The 16,790-nt window shown below is 36.2% G+C and carries 21 protein-coding genes and 1 pseudogene; 15 read left to right on the top strand and 7 right to left on the bottom strand.

What is annotated here, in order from left to right:
- Nucleotides 1–89 precede the first annotated feature (89 nt).
- Nucleotides 90–431 (bottom strand): single-stranded DNA-binding protein, encoded by a 342-nt coding sequence (locus B176_RS0105510; RefSeq protein WP_026063171.1) that lies wholly within the window; start codon nt 429–431, stop codon nt 90–92.
- A gap of 186 nt (nt 432–617) precedes the next feature.
- On the opposite strand from B176_RS0105510, the gene B176_RS0105505 reads away from it, so the two are divergent.
- From B176_RS0105505 to B176_RS19050, 14 genes and pseudogenes are all read left to right on the top strand, one after another.
- On the top strand, nt 618–971 hold the full coding sequence (locus tag B176_RS0105505; RefSeq protein ID WP_017257787.1) for a hypothetical protein: 354 nt from the start codon (nt 618–620) through the stop codon (nt 969–971).
- A 289-nt stretch (nt 972–1,260) separates the two neighbouring features.
- Entirely contained in the window at nt 1,261–1,614 is a 354-nt protein-coding gene (locus B176_RS0105500) for a type II toxin-antitoxin system RelE/ParE family toxin (RefSeq protein WP_017257786.1), read from the top strand.
- Nucleotides 1,604–1,894 carry a helix-turn-helix domain-containing protein gene (locus tag B176_RS0105495; RefSeq protein WP_017257785.1) on the top strand — a complete coding sequence of 97 codons (291 nt, stop codon included), beginning with the start codon at nt 1,604–1,606 and terminating at the stop codon, nt 1,892–1,894. The genes B176_RS0105500 and B176_RS0105495 overlap by 11 nt, the downstream gene beginning before the upstream one ends.
- A 181-nt stretch (nt 1,895–2,075) precedes the next feature.
- Nucleotides 2,076–2,315 (top strand): annotated as a pseudogene (locus B176_RS19060) (addiction module antidote protein); the annotation flags it as partial.
- A gap of 159 nt (nt 2,316–2,474) precedes the next feature.
- Nucleotides 2,475–2,831, top strand: a complete 357-nt coding sequence (locus B176_RS20150) for a cupin domain-containing protein (protein ID WP_017257782.1) — start codon at nt 2,475–2,477, stop codon at nt 2,829–2,831.
- A gap of 45 nt (nt 2,832–2,876) precedes the next feature.
- Nucleotides 2,877–3,371 carry a helix-turn-helix domain-containing protein gene (locus B176_RS21575; RefSeq protein ID WP_017257781.1) on the top strand — a complete coding sequence of 165 codons (495 nt, stop codon included), beginning with the start codon at nt 2,877–2,879 and terminating at the stop codon, nt 3,369–3,371.
- A 96-nt stretch (nt 3,372–3,467) separates the two neighbouring features.
- Nucleotides 3,468–3,857, top strand: a complete 390-nt coding sequence (locus B176_RS0105475) for a hypothetical protein (RefSeq protein WP_237739800.1) — start codon at nt 3,468–3,470, stop codon at nt 3,855–3,857.
- Between the two features lie 10 nt (nt 3,858–3,867).
- Nucleotides 3,868–4,155, top strand: coding sequence for a hypothetical protein (locus B176_RS0105470; protein ID WP_017257779.1), 288 nt, complete (start codon nt 3,868–3,870; stop codon nt 4,153–4,155).
- A gap of 305 nt (nt 4,156–4,460) precedes the next feature.
- Nucleotides 4,461–5,015 carry a DUF5946 family protein gene (locus B176_RS0105465; RefSeq protein WP_017257778.1) on the top strand — a complete coding sequence of 185 codons (555 nt, stop codon included), beginning with the start codon at nt 4,461–4,463 and terminating at the stop codon, nt 5,013–5,015.
- A 141-nt stretch (nt 5,016–5,156) separates the two neighbouring features.
- On the top strand, nt 5,157–6,155 hold the full coding sequence (locus tag B176_RS0105460) for a 2-hydroxyacid dehydrogenase (RefSeq protein ID WP_017257777.1): 999 nt from the start codon (nt 5,157–5,159) through the stop codon (nt 6,153–6,155).
- Between the two features lie 5 nt (nt 6,156–6,160).
- Nucleotides 6,161–6,931, top strand: coding sequence for a helix-turn-helix domain-containing protein (locus tag B176_RS0105455; protein ID WP_017257776.1), 771 nt, complete (start codon nt 6,161–6,163; stop codon nt 6,929–6,931).
- Between the two features lie 76 nt (nt 6,932–7,007).
- Nucleotides 7,008–7,430: a VOC family protein gene (locus B176_RS0105450; RefSeq protein WP_017257775.1), complete on the top strand. Its 423-nt coding sequence runs from the start codon at nt 7,008–7,010 to the stop codon at nt 7,428–7,430.
- Between the two features lie 10 nt (nt 7,431–7,440).
- Nucleotides 7,441–7,854: a hypothetical protein gene (locus B176_RS0105445; protein ID WP_017257774.1), complete on the top strand. Its 414-nt coding sequence runs from the start codon at nt 7,441–7,443 to the stop codon at nt 7,852–7,854.
- The gene (locus tag B176_RS19050) at nt 7,847–8,200 is read left to right on the top strand and encodes a DNA alkylation repair protein (protein WP_017257773.1); all 354 of its coding nucleotides are present in this window, start codon (nt 7,847–7,849) and stop codon (nt 8,198–8,200) included. Before B176_RS0105445 ends, B176_RS19050 begins: the two co-directional genes overlap by 8 nt.
- Nucleotides 8,201–8,282: 82 nt before the next feature.
- Here the strand turns inward: B176_RS19050 and B176_RS0105435 are convergent, their stop codons facing one another.
- Nucleotides 8,283–9,035: a DUF2249 domain-containing protein gene (locus B176_RS0105435; RefSeq protein WP_017257772.1), complete on the bottom strand. Its 753-nt coding sequence runs from the start codon at nt 9,033–9,035 to the stop codon at nt 8,283–8,285.
- 428 nt (nt 9,036–9,463) lie between these two features.
- On the opposite strand from B176_RS0105435, the gene B176_RS0105425 reads away from it, so the two are divergent.
- Nucleotides 9,464–9,874, top strand: a complete 411-nt coding sequence (locus B176_RS0105425) for a BrxA/BrxB family bacilliredoxin (protein ID WP_017257770.1) — start codon at nt 9,464–9,466, stop codon at nt 9,872–9,874.
- Between the two features lie 217 nt (nt 9,875–10,091).
- Here B176_RS0105425 and B176_RS0105420 read toward each other — a convergent pair whose 3' ends face one another.
- From B176_RS0105420 to B176_RS0105400, 5 genes are all read right to left on the bottom strand, one after another.
- Nucleotides 10,092–11,870: an acyl-CoA dehydrogenase family protein gene (locus B176_RS0105420; protein ID WP_017257769.1), complete on the bottom strand. Its 1,779-nt coding sequence runs from the start codon at nt 11,868–11,870 to the stop codon at nt 10,092–10,094.
- Nucleotides 11,871–12,072: 202 nt separating this feature from the next.
- Nucleotides 12,073–13,248 (bottom strand): acetyl-CoA C-acyltransferase, encoded by a 1,176-nt coding sequence (locus tag B176_RS0105415; RefSeq protein WP_017257768.1) that lies wholly within the window; start codon nt 13,246–13,248, stop codon nt 12,073–12,075.
- Between the two features lie 107 nt (nt 13,249–13,355).
- The gene (locus B176_RS0105410; protein WP_017257767.1) at nt 13,356–13,709 is read right to left on the bottom strand and encodes a four helix bundle protein; all 354 of its coding nucleotides are present in this window, start codon (nt 13,707–13,709) and stop codon (nt 13,356–13,358) included.
- A 56-nt stretch (nt 13,710–13,765) separates the two neighbouring features.
- Nucleotides 13,766–16,171, bottom strand: a complete 2,406-nt coding sequence (locus tag B176_RS0105405; RefSeq protein WP_017257766.1) for a 3-hydroxyacyl-CoA dehydrogenase/enoyl-CoA hydratase family protein — start codon at nt 16,169–16,171, stop codon at nt 13,766–13,768.
- A gap of 13 nt (nt 16,172–16,184) precedes the next feature.
- Nucleotides 16,185–16,616 carry a MarR family winged helix-turn-helix transcriptional regulator gene (locus B176_RS0105400; protein ID WP_017257765.1) on the bottom strand — a complete coding sequence of 144 codons (432 nt, stop codon included), beginning with the start codon at nt 16,614–16,616 and terminating at the stop codon, nt 16,185–16,187.
- Nucleotides 16,617–16,790: the final 174 nt, after the last annotated feature.

Genomic DNA, 16,790 nt, shown 5'->3' with positions numbered 1-16,790 from the left:
TTGTTCACTAGAAATGATATGTTAAACAAAAGCCTACAATTTAAAATTTAGTAGGCTTCTGTTCTTCTCCTTAAAGCTAAAATAAAAGCTTAAGATTTATTTTTACCAAGCATAAGCACTTCGTTAACTACAATTTCTGTGTAATATCTTTTAACACCATCTTTATCGGAGTAACTTTTTGTAGCTAATTTCCCTTCAATTGCAATCTCGCTACCTTTAACCAAGTATTTGGCTGCAATATCTGCCTGTTTATCCCAAAGCACTAAATTATGCCAATGCGTTTCTTCAACTTTCTCGCCTTTTTCATTTTTGTAACTTTCATTCGTGGCAATACTCATTTTAGCTAATTTTTTGGTTTTAGAGATCTCTTTTACCTCCGGCGCTCCGCCTAAAAAACCGATTAATCTTACACTGTTTCTTAAATTACTCATGATTTTAAAATTTAAATTGTAAATACTTTTTAACGAACGACTAACCATCGTGGCTAACCGACAGAACAAAGGTGCAAACAGTCTCAAAAAACAGTCGGATGTTAAACAATTATATCCGTATATAATCGTGTAAACACGGATAATGTTTTTATATTTACTCCATAAACCATTATTAACCATAAACTTATGGATAAATTATGTTTGGATTGTAGCGCAACTATAAAAGGCAGGGCAGACAAAAAGTTTTGCGATGACCAATGTCGAAGTAATTACAATAACAGATTAAAGGCAGACGATAGCAAGGAAGTGAAACGGATCAACGCTATTCTGTTTAAGAACCGAAAAATTCTGGTAAAATTAAACCCCGAAGGAAAAACCAAGGTATCGAAAAATAAGCTCGAGAAGGCCGGATTTAACTTTCTGTATTTTACAAATCAGTACCAAACAGCCAAAGGTGCTGTTTATATTTTCTGTTACGATTATGGTTATTTAGCCTTGGAAAATGATTGGTTTTTACTAGTAAAAAAGCAGGAGGATTAAGTTAAGGAAGCTGGTTAATTAAAATTAGCACTTCGGAGAACATTGTTGGTCTACAAGGCTGTTAGAATAAATTTTAAATATTTATTAAAATCGAATAAATAAGTGATAATTTATATATTTTTACGAAAAAATGTTTTACATAAATATCCCCCACAAGCCATCTAAATATGGACGTATATAGGGGGGGGCACATATATATAAGTTACCACTAATACTCACCGACAAAATCGCTCGACGGAACTTGAAAATTTATTTTGTTTTATAGTAACTTATAAGTTACCTTTGATTAATGAACTTCAGGGAAGTTATAGCTTATAAAGATTATTTTGAAAATTTCTTGAAATCTCAACCTCAAAAGGTTCAAGACAAAATTTTCAAGATAATCGAAGCTATTGAAACTCTGGAAAGAGTTCCTTCAAACTATCTTAAATTTTTGGTAGGAACTAATGGCCTTTATGAAGCAAGAATTCAATTAGGTTCTAATATTTGGCGTGTGTTCTGTTTTTTCGACAACGACAAGCTTGTTATTTTGCTGAACGGCTTTCAGAAGAAAACGCAGAAGACTCCGAAGAATGAAATTGAAAAAGCTCTTAAATTAATGACTGAATATCACGACCAAAAAGGAAGAAGAAATGGAAACTAAAAGCTGGAAAGAAATCAAGAACGACGTTTACGGAATAAAGGGAACCGACCGAAGAGACGAATTAGAAAGAGATTTTGAAAGCTTCAAAATTGGTTTGCTTTTGCGAAAAGCAAGGGAAGACAAACATTTGACCCAATCCGAACTGGCTGAACTAGTCGACAGAAAACGTGAATATATTTCTAGAATTGAAAATAATGGAAGCAATCTGACCCTAAAAACTCTGTTTGACATTGTTGAAAAAGGTCTGGGCGGAAAAGTCAACATTTCAATAGAACTCTAGAAAAAAAGTAATAGTGGTAACCACAAATTTGTATTATAATCGCTGAACTGCTTTACGTTATTTCACCGCGATTAACTAAATTTATATGGGCAGACAAGTTTTTGCTTTCTAACCCATTACAACACAAACCCGCCAATCGTTAGCGGTCGCCAATCGTTAGCGGTCATAGTTAGACAGCAACGAGATGATCGCCGAATATTTAAATGCTGTTATGGAAGAAGGGAGTGATACTGAAATTGTGACTGCAATTGGGTATATTGCTAAGGCAATTGGCATGACCAAAATAGAGCAACAAACCGGAATGAGCAGACAAAGTCTATACAAAGCATTTTCTAATGGAGCCAAACCACAATTTTCAACTATTATGAAAGTGTTAAAGGCTGTTGGCGCACAAATAAAAGTAAATCCAATATCTTTATAAAAAAACGCCTTATAATCAAATAGACCTGTGCACTTACTTTTCTGCAAATTAATCATGTTTGTGCCAAAGCAAAAAGTTGTGCAATAATTTGAGCACAGCTTAAACTTAGAAAACCGTTATTGCCAACACCAGTAAACCCCAATGAACACACGAAATTGAATGGCTAACTTTACAAAAAGCAAAACAAAAATAGAACAGTATCATTTGCACAAAGACCAACCAGAGAAACTGCAATTTGAACTCTATTCTTTGAACAATTACCTCACTAAAAACATAGGACATACAGAGAAGCCACATATGCATAGCTTCTACCAAATTATATGGTTCACTAAAGGCGAAGGCAAACATTTTGTTGATTTTAATGAATTTGAAGCATCTGCTAACAAAATGTTTTTCATCTCAAAAAATCAGATCCATTATTTTGACAATTACCCAAATTATGAAGGCGTAATCATTCATTTTAACGAAAGCTTTTTAATGGACAACGAAAACAATGTTGACATATTTTTAAAATAAAATATCTTCAATGATTTTGAAAATGAACCTGTATTTACAATCCCTTTGGTTGCGATAGAAAACTTTTCATTTTTAGTATCCAATCTTAAAAACGAAATTGTAAGTCCAAATAATTTTGCGCATAAAGATTTTCTGAAACATTTTCTGAAATTATTTTTAATTTCAATACAACGACTTGGGGAAAGAAATAATTGTAAAAACTCTTCAATCAGCAATCAACAGAATATTACACTTTTAAAATTTAAGCAATCACTTGAACTCAACTTTAAAAATATCCATACGGTTAAAGAGTATGCTAATATCCTAAACATTTCCTCAAAAACACTCACCAATCATACAACAGAAATTGCGCTAAAAACGCCATTACAACTCATTAATGATAGAATAACCCTTGAAGCGAAACGATTGCTTTCACATTCGAGTTTAAATATTAATGAAATTGGTTTTCAATTAGGGTATGAAGACCCGTCATACTTTGTTAAATTCTTTAAAAGGCAAACAAAAAAATCACCAAGCGAGTTCAGAAAAGCAGTTTCCTAAATTTACCATTCAATTTCCTCTTTGTCCATTTTAGTTGATGTGTTAGCAATGCACCTTTGCACTGTCGATAATGACATAACAACTAAAAAATAACGAATGACAAAATTCAAAAGAAATCTCATGGTTTGCTTAACGGTAATTGCTACTGCTTTTACATCGGCAACATTTGCACAAAAAACCAATAAACAAGTTGCAGGTGCTTATTTAGAGATCACACTAAAAATAAACGATGCCGACAGAGCAAGTGCTGCTGGCGTTTATTTAAAGTACAAGCAACCCTTTTTGAAACAGATAAATGGTGCAGTTTCAAAAGAATTATTAATTAGAACTGATGATGTGCAGGTGCTTCATGGCTTTAAAACACAAGTTGATGCAGAAGCCTATTTAAAAACGGACTTCTTCAACAACGACATTGTTTCCGCTCTAAAACCATTTTTAAAAGCTTCACCCGAAGTAAGAATTTATACAGTATTCACCGGTAAATAAAACATTAAAAATGACAAAGACATATTTAGAAATTACATTAACAATCAATGCTGAAAACAGGGCATCAGCCGGTGCAGTTTATACAAAATACAAGCAACCGTTTTTGAATAACATTCAAGGAGCTTTTTCCAAAGAACTATTGGTAAGAGACGAAGATGTGCAAGTTTTACACGGCTTTGATACCGTTGAAAATGCGAATGCATACTTAAAAAGTGAATTGTTTAAAAATGATGTTGTAAAACAATTATCCCCACTTTTAAGCGCCAACCCCGACGTTAAAATATATTCTGTAGCATAAACTTCTAAATAAAAGGTTGTCAAAATTAATTCTGACAACCTTTTGTGAATATTTTTATTCAACTTTAACAAAGCACTAGCGGTGTAAGCTTACTTTAAGAGAATATTTCCGTAGCAAAGGCAGTAGATATTGATGTTCATTTATATACAGACTATCAAGAATTCAAGCAATTAGTAACATCCATTTTAAACTGAAGAACTTTTATAAAGTGTTTGATATAAAATTTGAAACAGAACAGTTGTTTATAGAACATCGGTTTTATAACATGGCACAGCATTACCCAAGTATTAATAACCACACAAATAATGCAAGATTTTATTGACCAAGCAGAAAAAAACGAAGTACCATTGCTCAACAAAGGCAAATGCCAATTTTGTGGTGCTGACTATGATAGAGGGATATTTGATTGTATGGAAAACTATAATAATGGTATCGAACTTTTAGACTTCAACAATCCCGACCATCTCGTTCCGAGATTTTTGAGTGTTGATTCACACGCCTTACAACATCCAGAAATTCACGGACGCTGGAGCAATCATTTTCACCTTACACGATTAAATTTAATACTTGAAGAAAAAGTAAAATGGGACTATAAAATATCACCGCTATTAAGTAACTATTTGAATGAATATAAACTAAACAGACCGAATGAATTTCTTCTGCCACCCAAGCCATTGGAAAGGGGAAATATCACCGCAAAAGACTTGGTCAAAGCAACAACAGATGATGAATGTGTTGAATTAATTAAAAGCTGGACAGAAGAAGTTTATAATGCTTGGAATGCTAATCATTCCATAGTTTCACAGATTGCAAAAGGTTTTCTAAGTAGCACAATGAAAAATAGAAATGTAGATCATTAAAAACCAAAACTTCCAAAGATTACCTAAAGTTACAAAGCCGACCAATTTTTTCAAAAAAACACAGTTAAGAAGAATTTGAATATTTAAAATTATCAGCTTAAAAAAGCGTAATATCGCAATGCGCATCAATAAAGCCAATACATGAAAATAGAATTCTTCTCTGCTAAAAAATACGACAAATTATTTTTCGATGAAGCAAACAAGGCGTACAGCTTTGACATCAACTATCACGAAACACATTTGGGTCCACATATTGTAGATTTAATTAAAGATGCGGAAGCAGTTTGCGTATTTGTGAACGATAAATTAACGCGGGCAGTAATTGAAGTACTGGCAGCAAAAGGTGTGAAAATAATTGCCTTGCGTTGTGCAGGCTTTAACAATGTTGATCTCCAGGCAGCAAAAGAATTCAACATTGCCGTTTGTCGCGTTCCAAGTTACTCTCCAGAAGCCGTTGCAGAACACGCTGTCGCCATGCTTTTAACCATCAACAGAAAAACACATAAGGCTTATAATCGAGTGCGTGAGCAAAATTTTTCGCTCGACGGACTTTTAGGCTATAACCTTTTTGGTAAAACAGTAGGCGTAATTGGCACCGGTAAAATTGGTAAAGCGTTTATCAATATCATGTTGGGTTTTGGTTGTAAAGTTCTTGCTTATGATATTTATCCCGACCCTTCCATTGAAGCAAAAGGCGTGGATTATGTTCCGCTAGAAAAACTCCTTCAACAATCCAACATTATATCGCTACACTGTCCGTTAACGGCCGAAAATCATTACCTCATCAACAACAAAACAATCAACCAGATGCAACCCGGCGTCACACTTTTGAATACCAGCCGAGGCGCTTTGATTAACACCGCAGATATTATCGAGGCTTTAAAAACCAAAAAAATTGCAGCGCTTTGTATTGATGTTTACGAACAGGAAGAAACGTTATTCTTTAAAGATCTTTCTTTAGAAATCATCGGCGACGATCAAATCCAACGCTTAATGAGTTTCCCAAATGTATTACTCACCGCCCATCAAGCGTTTTTTACTAAAGAAGCGTTGCAAGAAATTGCCCAAGTTACCTTAGATAGTATTTCCCAAATCGACAAAAACACCATGCCAAATAACGCCACTGTAAAACTGGTTTAGCAGAAATGAATGCATATTACTTAAAACCAGCAGACAAAGTTTCTGAATATGTTCAGGAAATCCTTGTGATTGAAAACCATTGGGTGGCAGTCCCCTTTGTGTTGCCATTATTTGCCAACGGAACACCTACATTGCTTTTTCAAACGGCAAAAGGACGGATTAAAAACAGCTCAAACTATTTAACGCTGTTTGGACAAACCATTTTTCCGGATAGGCTCATCATTAACGACAACTTTACTTTGGTAGCTTACTTTCTAAAACCCCACGCTCTTGTTTCGCTGTTTGGTATTTCGGCACAGGAACTCACAAACAATCCTATTGACTTGAATTTACTTTCGCATTGTAAAACGGCTAATATTCAAGAACAATTATTAAACGCCACTTCAACAACACAAATGCTTGCATTGTTAAACGATTACCTGTTTAACCTATCAACCAAAATTAAAGTAGCTACTCCTTTGGTAAAGTATGCTACAAATAAAATCGTTCAAAATCCGCATTATAAAATTCTTAGAGAAATGCAAAACGAACTTTGTATAACTGAACGAACTTTTCAGCGAATGTTTGAACGAGATATTGGCACATCTCCTAATCAGTATCGCAGGATCTGCCAGTTTAACAACGCATTTCAGCAACTCAACAGAAAACGCACCAAAAACTTAACCGAAATAACATTTCAAAATGGCTACGCAGACCAAAGCCATTTTATCAGAACGTTCAGAGAATTTACAAACCTTACTCCAACAGAATATCTAAACTACGGTACTCGCACCTGATACATTTTGTCGGCTTTATTCTATTTTGGTTCTACTTAATGAAATAATTTTGTGCTGTACCTTAAATATAAATAAAATGTCAAACAAAATTTATCCTTGCTTATGGTTTAACGGCACAGCCAAAGAAGCGGCAGACCATTATTGCAACATTTTTCCTAATTCAAAAATTACGTCAGAAAATCCGATGGTGGTGAACTTTGAATTAAATGGAAACAAGTTTATGGGTTTAAACGGAGGTCCAAACTATAAGTTTTCACCTGCAAATTCTTACGTTATTACCTGCAAAACCCAATCCGAAATTGACCATTATTGGGGAAAACTAGGCGAAGGCGGAGTTTACAATCAATGCGGTTGGTTGGACGACAAGTTTGGCGTGTCGTGGCAAATCGTTCCTGCAATTTTAGAAAAGCTGATGTCTGATCCAGAAAAAGCTCCAAAAGTTGTTCAGGCATTTATGCAGATGACAAAGTTTGATATTGAAACATTAGTGAACGTTTAAATAAAATGCTATGAAAAAAGTAGAGATAGAAAAAGACCTCAGAATATTTTATGTAACAGCCACATCATATCCGAACGGAATTTCTGATGCAATACAAAAATTACACTCGTTAATTCCATTCTCAGTAAACAGAAGGTATATAAATATTTCCCGACCAGAAGAAAACAGCAAAATAGTTTACAGAGCGGGAGCAACGGAAATAGAAGTGGGCGATTTGAATAAACTCGACTTACAAGAATTGATTGTAAAAAAGGGAGTATATTATTGCATAGAGGTTGATGATTTCAGAGCTGATATAGCTGCAATCGGCAGGGCTTTCGAGAAACTGCTATCACAAACCAACATTGATCCACAGGGATATTGTGTGGAATGGTATTCGAACAATAAAGAAATGGTAAAGTGTATGGTAAAAATAAATGACTGAAAAAGCTTCTACCTTAACTGCAGAACAGTTTCTTACCCAACTTTCAGCTTTTCAAACAACAGCTGAACTTGAAAACGTTCAACGTTTTTTCAGACATGAAGGTCTTGAACATAAGTTTTCAGGTGCTCGTATGGCAAATATATTTGCATTGGCAAAACAGTTTACACAGATGCCTTTAAACGAAATTGAAATACTTCTCGAAAACGACTATTACGAAGCAAGAATGGCTACAGTAAGCAGGATGGATTTTCAGGTAAGAGCAATACAAAACCACTCTACTTTTAACGGCTTAGTTAACAATTATCTACATAAAAAATCAATGGTAGATACAAAATCTATATATTAAAGCCCGCCACTTTCAACCTCAAAAAAACCAACTGAAAATTAACAAACAAAAAAGGAGAGCCATTACAGCTCTCCTTAAAAAATTATTTATTGGTTTTAATAACCCTTACTTTCCACTGTTCAGGGCCTTTTTCTAAATATTCCCAGTTAAACGGCTCCTTGCTTTCTGCCTCCATCTGGTAATACAAAGGTTTCGGGTCGTGGTCGTTGATAAATTCAAAAGCTTCACCGGGCTTTATATCAGCAAAAGCTTTATAAAACATCTCGTGGCGTTCTGTTGGCGGAAACGGACGTAAATCGAACTCGTTCACTACCGAAAAGCCATCGTCGCCCAAACCGCTACTGTCTTTTTTAGTGATATGTACCACATACTCGTTTGGTTCCTGCTTTTTATAAATCCAAGCATGTTGCCCTTCAAATTTCTGCACAAAAATACCGTGAATCTCTTTGGGATCTTCGGCAGCGATAATTTCCATGGTGTCTCCCTGTTCCATCATCCCGTAACGGTGAAAAACAATTTGCTTCCACTCATGCTCATTTGCCTTTCTTAGATCAAGCAAAGTAGATATATCTGTAAACTCTCGTCCCTGCGAAGCCTCAATACGGGTAACCTTCACTTTCCATTCTCTACCGCCCCTATTTAAGTATTCCCAGCCAACCACATCGCCGTAAATAGAACGGAACTCGTAATAAAGCGGAATGGGATCATGGTCATTAATAAAAACAAAACTTTCCTCAACGGGCAATTCTTTAAATAGCTGTATCAATTTTTTATGTCTTTCAATCGGGATAAGCACTCGCATATCCAACTCTTCTGTCTGTGTTTTTTCAATCATGGCAATCAAATTAAGCAATAAAGACCTTTTTATCTTTTATAGAATCAAACATCGTTGTTTTGTTTTATTTATGCAAGTCAAATCAGCTAATAAAATTGCATTATATTTTTGCTACGAACCAGGTTAATATTGGTTATCTTTCTTTAACGATTAATAAACACTAAATCATAAAACGTTTATGAAGCTCTCTAAAACAAACTTAAACAGTGTTTTTTTGCTTTTTATTCGGCAGTTTTCTTCCATAAATTGTGATGCGTTTAAGTATCGTAAAAAACGGTTAGATTATAAAAGTGATATAAATCTCTTTTATTTATGACAAATAATTGATGGGCAAAATTGTAGCGCTCAATCTAAAAGTTTAGTTTTGTAACGTTTCAAAGTCGTATAGATTTTTGTTAAAATATTGATTAAAAACTAAAACAAAATAAATGTATCCAGAATATTTAGTTGCCCCAATGCGTTCAGAATTAACAGACGCAGGTTTCCAAGAATTAAAGAACGCTGAAGAAGTGAAAAATGCAATTGGTACAGAAGGTACAACATTTGTAATTATCAATTCGGTATGTGGATGCGCTGCAGCAAATGCTCGCCCCGCAGCTAAAATTGCAGCTTCAAGCTCAAAAAACCCAGACAAACTAGTAACTGTATTTGCAGGTATGGAAAAAGAAGCCGTAGATGCTGTAAGAGGTTACATGTTGCCTTTTCCTGCTTCGTCTCCATCAATGGCTTTATTTAAAGACGGCAAGTTGGTGCATATGATTGAGCGCCACCAAATAGAAGGTCGCCCGGCACAGATGATCGCCGACAATTTGATCGGTGCTTTTGAGCAATACTGCTAAATTATAATTGAGATAAATATTCGTTTAAACCGATACGGATTGATATAATAATCAGGCTGTATCGGTTTTGTTCGTTTTACAGAAACGGTATAAGCTGTTTAAAAGCCAAGGGCTCTCAACCTATCGGGAAGTAACGGGCCAAAATTCTTCTAAATCATAAAAAAAGCCGTCCAAAAAAAAATTTGAACGGCTTATCCTCAATCAAAAAAACTGAATCTTAAAAACAATATTTATTTGCTTCAATCAGTTGTTTAGCAACTCGCTGACGAGCATCTTTGATATTAAATGCGGCAACTTTTGTAAATCGGCGTAAGCCCATCAACATCATGTTAAGTTCATCGCCTTCGGCAAAAGAGTTTAATGCTTCTTTACCTGCCATATAAGTTTTATCAACCGCTTCCTGTACGTAAATCCGCATCATATCTAACTGACCTGCGCATGCTTCTTCGCCACGCATTGAAACCAGTTTCTCAACTCTTAAAATAACAGATTCTGCAACGTAAACAGAACCGATAATGTCGGCGATGTTCATCAAAACTTCCTGCTCTTTAGAAAGGCTCATCATCAGTTTTTGAACTGCAGAACCTGCAATCATTAACCCTGCCTTCTTTAAGTTTTTAAGCGCTTTTTTCTCTGCTGCAAATAAAGAATCATCTTCATCTCCAAACTCCGGAATCGACATTAATTCTCCGGCGACTGCCGTAGCAGGAGTCATTAAATCCAGTTCGCCTTTTAATGCTCTTTTTAAAAGCATATCCACAATTAACAAGCGGTTAATCTCGTTGGTTCCTTCAAAAATACGGTTGATACGGCTATCGCGATAAGCTCTGTCCATCGGTGCATCGGCACTAAAGCCCATTCCACCATAAATCTGTACGCCTTCATCAGTAATATAATCCAACACTTCCGAACCCCAAACTTTGATAATGGCACACTCTACTGCAAACTGTTCGGTAGATTTCAACTTGGCTTTACCAATATCCATTCCTCCGGCAACCAACGCATCGTAAGCATCGTCGATATTTTGCCCGGCTCGATAAGCTGCGCTTTCTACCGCGAAATTACGAGTCGCCATTTCTGCCAACTTATAACGGATTGCTCCAAATTTTGAAATATTTAAACCAAACTGGACCCTTTCGTTTGAATAATTGATGGCATGATCCAACACTTTACGTGAAGAACCAATTGCAGCAGCACCTAACTTAATTCTACCAATATTTAGGATATTTACCGCTATCTTGAAACCGTTCTCTCGTTCTGAAAGTAGATTCTCTTTTGGCACCGGACAATCGTTAAAGAAAACCTGACGTGTAGAAGAGCCTTTGATCCCCATTTTATGTTCTTCGGGATTCATGGTTATGCCACCAAAACCTTTCTCCACAATAAATGCAGAAAGGTTTTTATCATCATCAATTTTAGCGAAGACAATAAAAATATCGGCGAAACCACCATTGGTGATCCACATTTTTTGTCCGTTGATGATGTAATGCGTTCCTTCAGCATTCAAAACTGCTTTGGTTTTCCCAGAGTTGGCATCAGAACCGGCATTGGGTTCGGTTAAGCAATAACTTGCTTTCCACTCGCCCGAAGCTAATTTTGGGATGTATTTATCTTTCTGTTCCTTATCTCCATAATACAAAATTGGCAAAGTACCAATTCCGGTATGTGCCGAAAGTGCCACCGCAAAAGAGTGTCCCGCACCAATTGCATCTGTTACCAACATGGACGTATTGAAATTTTTTCCAAAACCGCCATATTCTTCTGGAATGGAAACAGCTAATAGCCCCAATTCTCCTGCCTTATCCATCAAAGATTCCATCAAGCCTTCTTCTTGCTTGTCGATTCTTTCCAGATTAGGAGTAACCTCCGCAGCCAAAAAATCTTCACAGGTTTTCTGGATCATTAACTGTTCTTCATCAAATTCCTCAGGGATAAACACATCCTGATAGCTAGTTTCGGAGATGATGAACTCCCCACCTTTTGTTGATTTTTTCATATTGCCTCATCCTAAATCCTTCTCCGAAGGAGAAGGACTTGCTTATATTATGTGAATATTAAATTTATTTGCCCCACCCAAAATCCCTCTCCTTCGAACAGGGACTTACCTAGATGGTGTAATATTATTTTTATACTTTTTTTATGTAATCCAGCTTTCCATGCTAACTCCTCTCCTTCGGAGAGGTTGGGTGAGAGACTCCTTACAACATCTCAAATATCCCCGCTGCACCTTGTCCGCTACCTACGCACATGGTAACCATTCCATATTTTTGATTTGTTCTTTTTAATTCGTTAAAAATTTGAACGGATAGTTTTGCTCCGGTACAACCCAGCGGATGGCCTAAGGCTATTGCGCCACCATTAACATTGACTTTTTCTTTATCTAAACCTAAGGTTCTGATGACGGCTAAAGACTGTGATGCAAATGCTTCGTTCAACTCGATTAAATCGATTTTATCTAAACTCATTCCGGCTTGTTTCAACGCTTTTGGTATAGCTTCTATTGGACCAATTCCCATCAAATGTGGAGGAACACCTGCAACGGAATAGCTTACCAACCTTGCGATAGGCTCTACATTTAATTGCTTCAACATTTTTTCTGAAACCACTAAAACAAAAGCAGCACCGTCTGAAGTTTGAGAAGAATTCCCCGCTGTTACTGAGCCTCCGGCTGCAAAAACAGGTTTCAATTTAGCTAACGCAGCCAAAGAAGTATCCGCTCTCGGTCCTTCGTCGGTATCAACCACATATTCACGGGTTTTCTTTTTCATGTTGGTATCCAAATAGTTTTCCTTAACCGTGATTGGTAAAACTCCGTCTTTTAGATGACCGTTTTTAATAGCTTCAATTGCTTTTTGGTGAGATTTGAATGAAAACTCATCTTGGTCTTCGCGAGTTACATTGTATTCTTTAGCAACTGCTTCTGCGGTTAAGCCCATTCCCCAATACCAATCCGGATTTTTTACCGCGACTTCTGGGTTTGGAACCACTTTCCATCCACCGAAAGGCATTCCGCTCATTACTTCTACCCCACCGGCAACAATACAATCTGCCATTCCAGCTTTAATTTTAGCTACGGCTGTCGCGATGGTTTCCAAACCTGATGCACAATAACGATTAACAGTTACGCCCGGAACTTTATCAGTATCCAAAGCCATTAACGAAATCATGCGGGCAATGTTTAAACCTTGCTCTGCTTCTGGTGTAGCATTTCCTACGATAACATCGTCGATTTGAGTTGGATCGAGGTTTGGGAGTGATGCGATTAATGCTTTAATAACGTCTGTTGCTAAATCGTCTGCCCGTGTGAAACGAAAAACACCTCTTGGCGCTTTCCCAACTGCTGTTCTGTATCCTGCTATGATGTATGCTTCCATATTTTTTTCGTTTAGTATTGAGTAGAGCGTATTGAGTATTGAGATGACTTGCTTATTCCCATTTTAAAAGTTCTCGTTAACCAATACTCAAATCGTATTACTATATTCTATTTACTTAATGATAATTGAAGTCTATAATTCATTTTCTGAATTTCATCAATGCTTTCCAAAATCTCATTAGTAGAGCTTTCATCAATGAAATTCAACTTATGCGCAATAATGAGTTGAGTTTGTAATTCGTAAGCTGAACCATTTGCGATTCCTAAAAATTGCTTAAATTCACCTTTTGTATTTCTTCCAGCTCCTTCTGAAATATTTGATGGAATCGAAACTGCACATCTTCTCACTTGCGAGGTTAAACCGAATCTTTCATCTGAAGGAAACTTAGCAGACAGTTCATAAACTTTAACCGCTAAATCCATTGCTTTATTCCAGATTTTCAATTCCTTAATGTTGTGCATTTTATTTCTTTAATCAATTCTAAAAGTTCTCAATACCCAATACTCATATCTCACTACTAATTACGCAACGGCTTTCCCTTAGTTATGATACTCTGAATTCTCTCCAATGTTTTCTTCTCTCCACACAAACTCAAAAATGCCTCTCTCTCTAAATCCAATAAATATTGTTCAGTCACTAAAGTTGGTGCAGATAAATCTCCTCCGCACATTACGTAACCTAATTTCTGAGAGATTTTTTGGTCGTGGTCCGAAATGTAGTTTCCAGAACGCATGGTGTTTGCTCCGGCGTAAACCATCCCTAATCCGTATTTACCAAGAACTTTGATATCGCTTCTCCGCACTGGTTGGGTATATCCTGCGTTAGCGAGTTCTAAAGCTTTCTCTTTTGCATCGGCGATAAGCCTACTTCTATTCATCGAAATAGAGAACTTATCTTTCAATAAATAACCTAAATCATATGCTTCTAAAGCTGATGTAGAAACTTTTGCCATTGCAATCGTCAAAAACTTTTCTTTTAACACGTTTTGCTCAATTTGTTCCGCATGGAATTCGTCTGATGCTCTCAAAGTCATTTCTTTGGTTCCGCCGCCACCAGGAATTAACCCGACGCCAAACTCAACCAAACCCATATAAGTTTCTGCATTTAGCTGAACGTGATCGGCATGTAAAGCAAACTCGCAACCACCGCCTAAAGTCAAATTGTGTGGTGCAACTACCACTGGGATGGAAGAATAACGAATCCGCATGGAAGTATTTTGAAACATTTTAATTGCCATATTCACCTCGTCCCATTCCTGCTCAACCGCCATCATAAAAATCATCCCCACGTTTGCTCCGGCAGAGAAATTGGTTCCATCATTACCTATGACTAAACCACGGTAATCTTTCTCGGCAATGTCAATGGCTTTGTTAATTCCAGCTAAAACTTCGCCACCGATAGTGTTCATTTTGGTATGGAATTCTAAGTTTAAAATACCGTCGCCTAAGTCAGTTAAGGTAGTTCCTGAGTTCTTCCAAATGGTTTTACTCGCTCTAATGTTATCCAAAACAATAAACGCATCCTGACCAGGAACTGCTTTGTAAGATTTTGATGGGATATCGTAATAGGTTTTGTTGCCGTTTTCTATTTTATAAAATGAAGTATTTCCCGCTTCCAGCATCTCGGTTATCCATTTTTCTGGAGTTTTGCCATTGGCTTTCATCATCTCCACTCCTTCTTTCACTCCTAAAGCATCCCAAACTTCAAATGGGCCTAATTCCCAGCCAAAACCAGCTCGCATGGCATCGTCAATACGATATGTTTCATCAGAAATTTCTGGAATTCTGTTCGACACATATTCAAACAATCCTGAAAAAGAAACTCTGAAAAACTCTGCTGCTTTATCTTTTCCGGCCGCGTAAACCTTCATTCGTTCACGCAGATTTTCTATAGGCTTTGTCGCATCAAGCGTCGCTGATTTTATTTTATTTTGTGGACGATATTCTAAAGTTTTTAAGTCTAAAGCTAAAATCTCTGTTTTACCCTCTTTATCTTTTGTTTTTTTATAGAAACCCTGACCAGTTTTATCACCCAGCCATTTGTTCTCCTGCATTTTCTTTACATAATCCGGCAAAACAAAAACTTCTTTTTGCTCGTCGTTAGGTGCATTTTCAGACAAACCATTGGCTACATTAATCATGGTATCCAAACCAACAACATCCGTAGTACGGAAAGTAGCAGATTTTGGTCGGCCTAAAGCTGGACCGGTAAATTTATCTACTTCTTCAACCGTTAGATCCATTTTTTCTACCAAATGCAATAATGCCATGATAGAATAAACGCCGACTCTATTTGCGATAAAAGCCGGAGTATCCTTACATAAAACTGTAGTTTTACCTAAAAATTTATCTCCATAATGCATTAAGAAATTAATGATTTCTTTGTCGGTATCTGGTGTTGGGATAATCTCTAATAAACGTAAATAACGTGGTGGATTAAAAAAATGCGTTCCGCAGAAATACTTTTTAAAATCATCTGAACGGCCTTCTGCCATTAAATGAATCGGAATTCCCGAAGTATTTGAGGTGATTAAGGTCCCAGGTCTTCTAAACTGCTCTACTTGATCGTAAACAATCTTTTTTATTTTTAAATTTTCAACTACAACCTCAATCGTCCAGTCGCAACTGGCAATATCTTTCATGTTGTCTTCAAAATTCCCAGTCTTTATTTTATTTAAAACTTCTTTGTTATAAACCGGTGAAGGACTAGATTTTGCAGCGAATATTAAAGCATCGTTTACAATTCTGTTGCGCACCAATGGACTAGCTAAGGTTAAACCTTTCGCTTGCTCTTTATCATTTAATTCTTTTGGTACGATATCCAAAAGCAAAACTTCTACTCCAATATTTGCAAAGTGACAAGCGATCCGAGAGCCCATAATTCCGGATCCCAGTACTGCTACTTTTTTGATTGATCTTTTCATAAAAATTAAAATATCAAGGTTTGTAATTGGTAGTTAACTCGTTAATTAACTTTAAAGACTTAACTAATTGCATTCTATCATCATCGCTAAGGTTAAGATCTAAATAATCATTAAACTTTTTAACCACCACCCTAGCAAGGTGCCTTTTTTCTTTTCCTAAATCTGTGAGATATAATTTAACTGATCTTTTATCTGTTAAATGCCCTTCTCTATAAATTAGACCGATTACTTCTAAATTGTTAAGCATTCTGCTTAAGCTAGTAGATTTTAATCCCAGTAATGCAGCCATTTCAGAAACTGTAGTCCCGTTCTCTTCGTCAATATTCATTAACAGGTAACCGATTGATTGGGTAATCCCAAATTCTGACGCTAACTGATTATATCTATTGGCAATATTTTGCCATGTTATTTTTAAATGATAATCAATCGTTTCCTGATGTTTCATTAAATTTGATACTTTTAAGTTTTTAGGTTGATTTGCGCTTACTACACTTAACGTAGTAGCATTCCAAATATAGAAATCTTTAATTTATTATGCAAGCATAATAAATTAAAGAAAAAAACAAAAATCATAGCAATTTCTGGTGTAGTTATTGATGCACTATGCTATTGATTTAAA

It is taken from the genome of Pedobacter arcticus A12, from assembly GCF_000302595.1.
In the GTDB taxonomy this organism is placed as follows: Bacteria; Bacteroidota; Bacteroidia; order Sphingobacteriales; family Sphingobacteriaceae; genus Pseudopedobacter; species Pseudopedobacter arcticus.
Note: the sequence above shows the minus strand (reverse complement) of the source record. Positions and strands in the feature narration are given on the sequence as shown.

Excerpts from the sequence above, each read along its gene's own strand:
- B176_RS0105425 (WP_017257770.1), top strand. The coding sequence starts at position 9,464 with ATGTATCCAGAATATTTAGTTGCCCCAATGCGTTCAGAATTAACAGAC.
- B176_RS0105495 (WP_017257785.1), top strand. The coding sequence starts at position 1,604 with ATGGAAACTAAAAGCTGGAAAGAAATCAAGAACGACGTTTACGGAATA.
- B176_RS0105410 (WP_017257767.1), bottom strand. The coding sequence starts at position 13,709 with ATGCACAACATTAAGGAATTGAAAATCTGGAATAAAGCAATGGATTTA.
- B176_RS19050 (WP_017257773.1), top strand. The coding sequence starts at position 7,847 with ATGACTGAAAAAGCTTCTACCTTAACTGCAGAACAGTTTCTTACCCAA.
- B176_RS0105400 (WP_017257765.1), bottom strand. The coding sequence starts at position 16,616 with ATGAAACATCAGGAAACGATTGATTATCATTTAAAAATAACATGGCAA.
- B176_RS0105500 (WP_017257786.1), top strand. The coding sequence starts at position 1,261 with ATGAACTTCAGGGAAGTTATAGCTTATAAAGATTATTTTGAAAATTTC.
- B176_RS20150 (WP_017257782.1), top strand. The coding sequence starts at position 2,475 with ATGGCTAACTTTACAAAAAGCAAAACAAAAATAGAACAGTATCATTTG.
- B176_RS0105415 (WP_017257768.1), bottom strand. The coding sequence starts at position 13,248 with ATGGAAGCATACATCATAGCAGGATACAGAACAGCAGTTGGGAAAGCG.
- B176_RS0105470 (WP_017257779.1), top strand. The coding sequence starts at position 3,868 with ATGACAAAGACATATTTAGAAATTACATTAACAATCAATGCTGAAAAC.
- B176_RS0105445 (WP_017257774.1), top strand. The coding sequence starts at position 7,441 with ATGAAAAAAGTAGAGATAGAAAAAGACCTCAGAATATTTTATGTAACA.
- B176_RS0105450 (WP_017257775.1), top strand. The coding sequence starts at position 7,008 with ATGTCAAACAAAATTTATCCTTGCTTATGGTTTAACGGCACAGCCAAA.
- B176_RS0105460 (WP_017257777.1), top strand. The coding sequence starts at position 5,157 with ATGAAAATAGAATTCTTCTCTGCTAAAAAATACGACAAATTATTTTTC.
- B176_RS0105510 (WP_026063171.1), bottom strand. The coding sequence starts at position 431 with ATGAGTAATTTAAGAAACAGTGTAAGATTAATCGGTTTTTTAGGCGGA.
- B176_RS0105465 (WP_017257778.1), top strand. The coding sequence starts at position 4,461 with ATGCAAGATTTTATTGACCAAGCAGAAAAAAACGAAGTACCATTGCTC.
- B176_RS0105435 (WP_017257772.1), bottom strand. The coding sequence starts at position 9,035 with ATGATTGAAAAAACACAGACAGAAGAGTTGGATATGCGAGTGCTTATC.
- B176_RS0105475 (WP_237739800.1), top strand. The coding sequence starts at position 3,468 with ATGACAAAATTCAAAAGAAATCTCATGGTTTGCTTAACGGTAATTGCT.
- B176_RS0105420 (WP_017257769.1), bottom strand. The coding sequence starts at position 11,870 with ATGAAAAAATCAACAAAAGGTGGGGAGTTCATCATCTCCGAAACTAGC.
- B176_RS0105405 (WP_017257766.1), bottom strand. The coding sequence starts at position 16,171 with ATGAAAAGATCAATCAAAAAAGTAGCAGTACTGGGATCCGGAATTATG.
- B176_RS0105455 (WP_017257776.1), top strand. The coding sequence starts at position 6,161 with ATGAATGCATATTACTTAAAACCAGCAGACAAAGTTTCTGAATATGTT.
- B176_RS0105505 (WP_017257787.1), top strand. The coding sequence starts at position 618 with ATGGATAAATTATGTTTGGATTGTAGCGCAACTATAAAAGGCAGGGCA.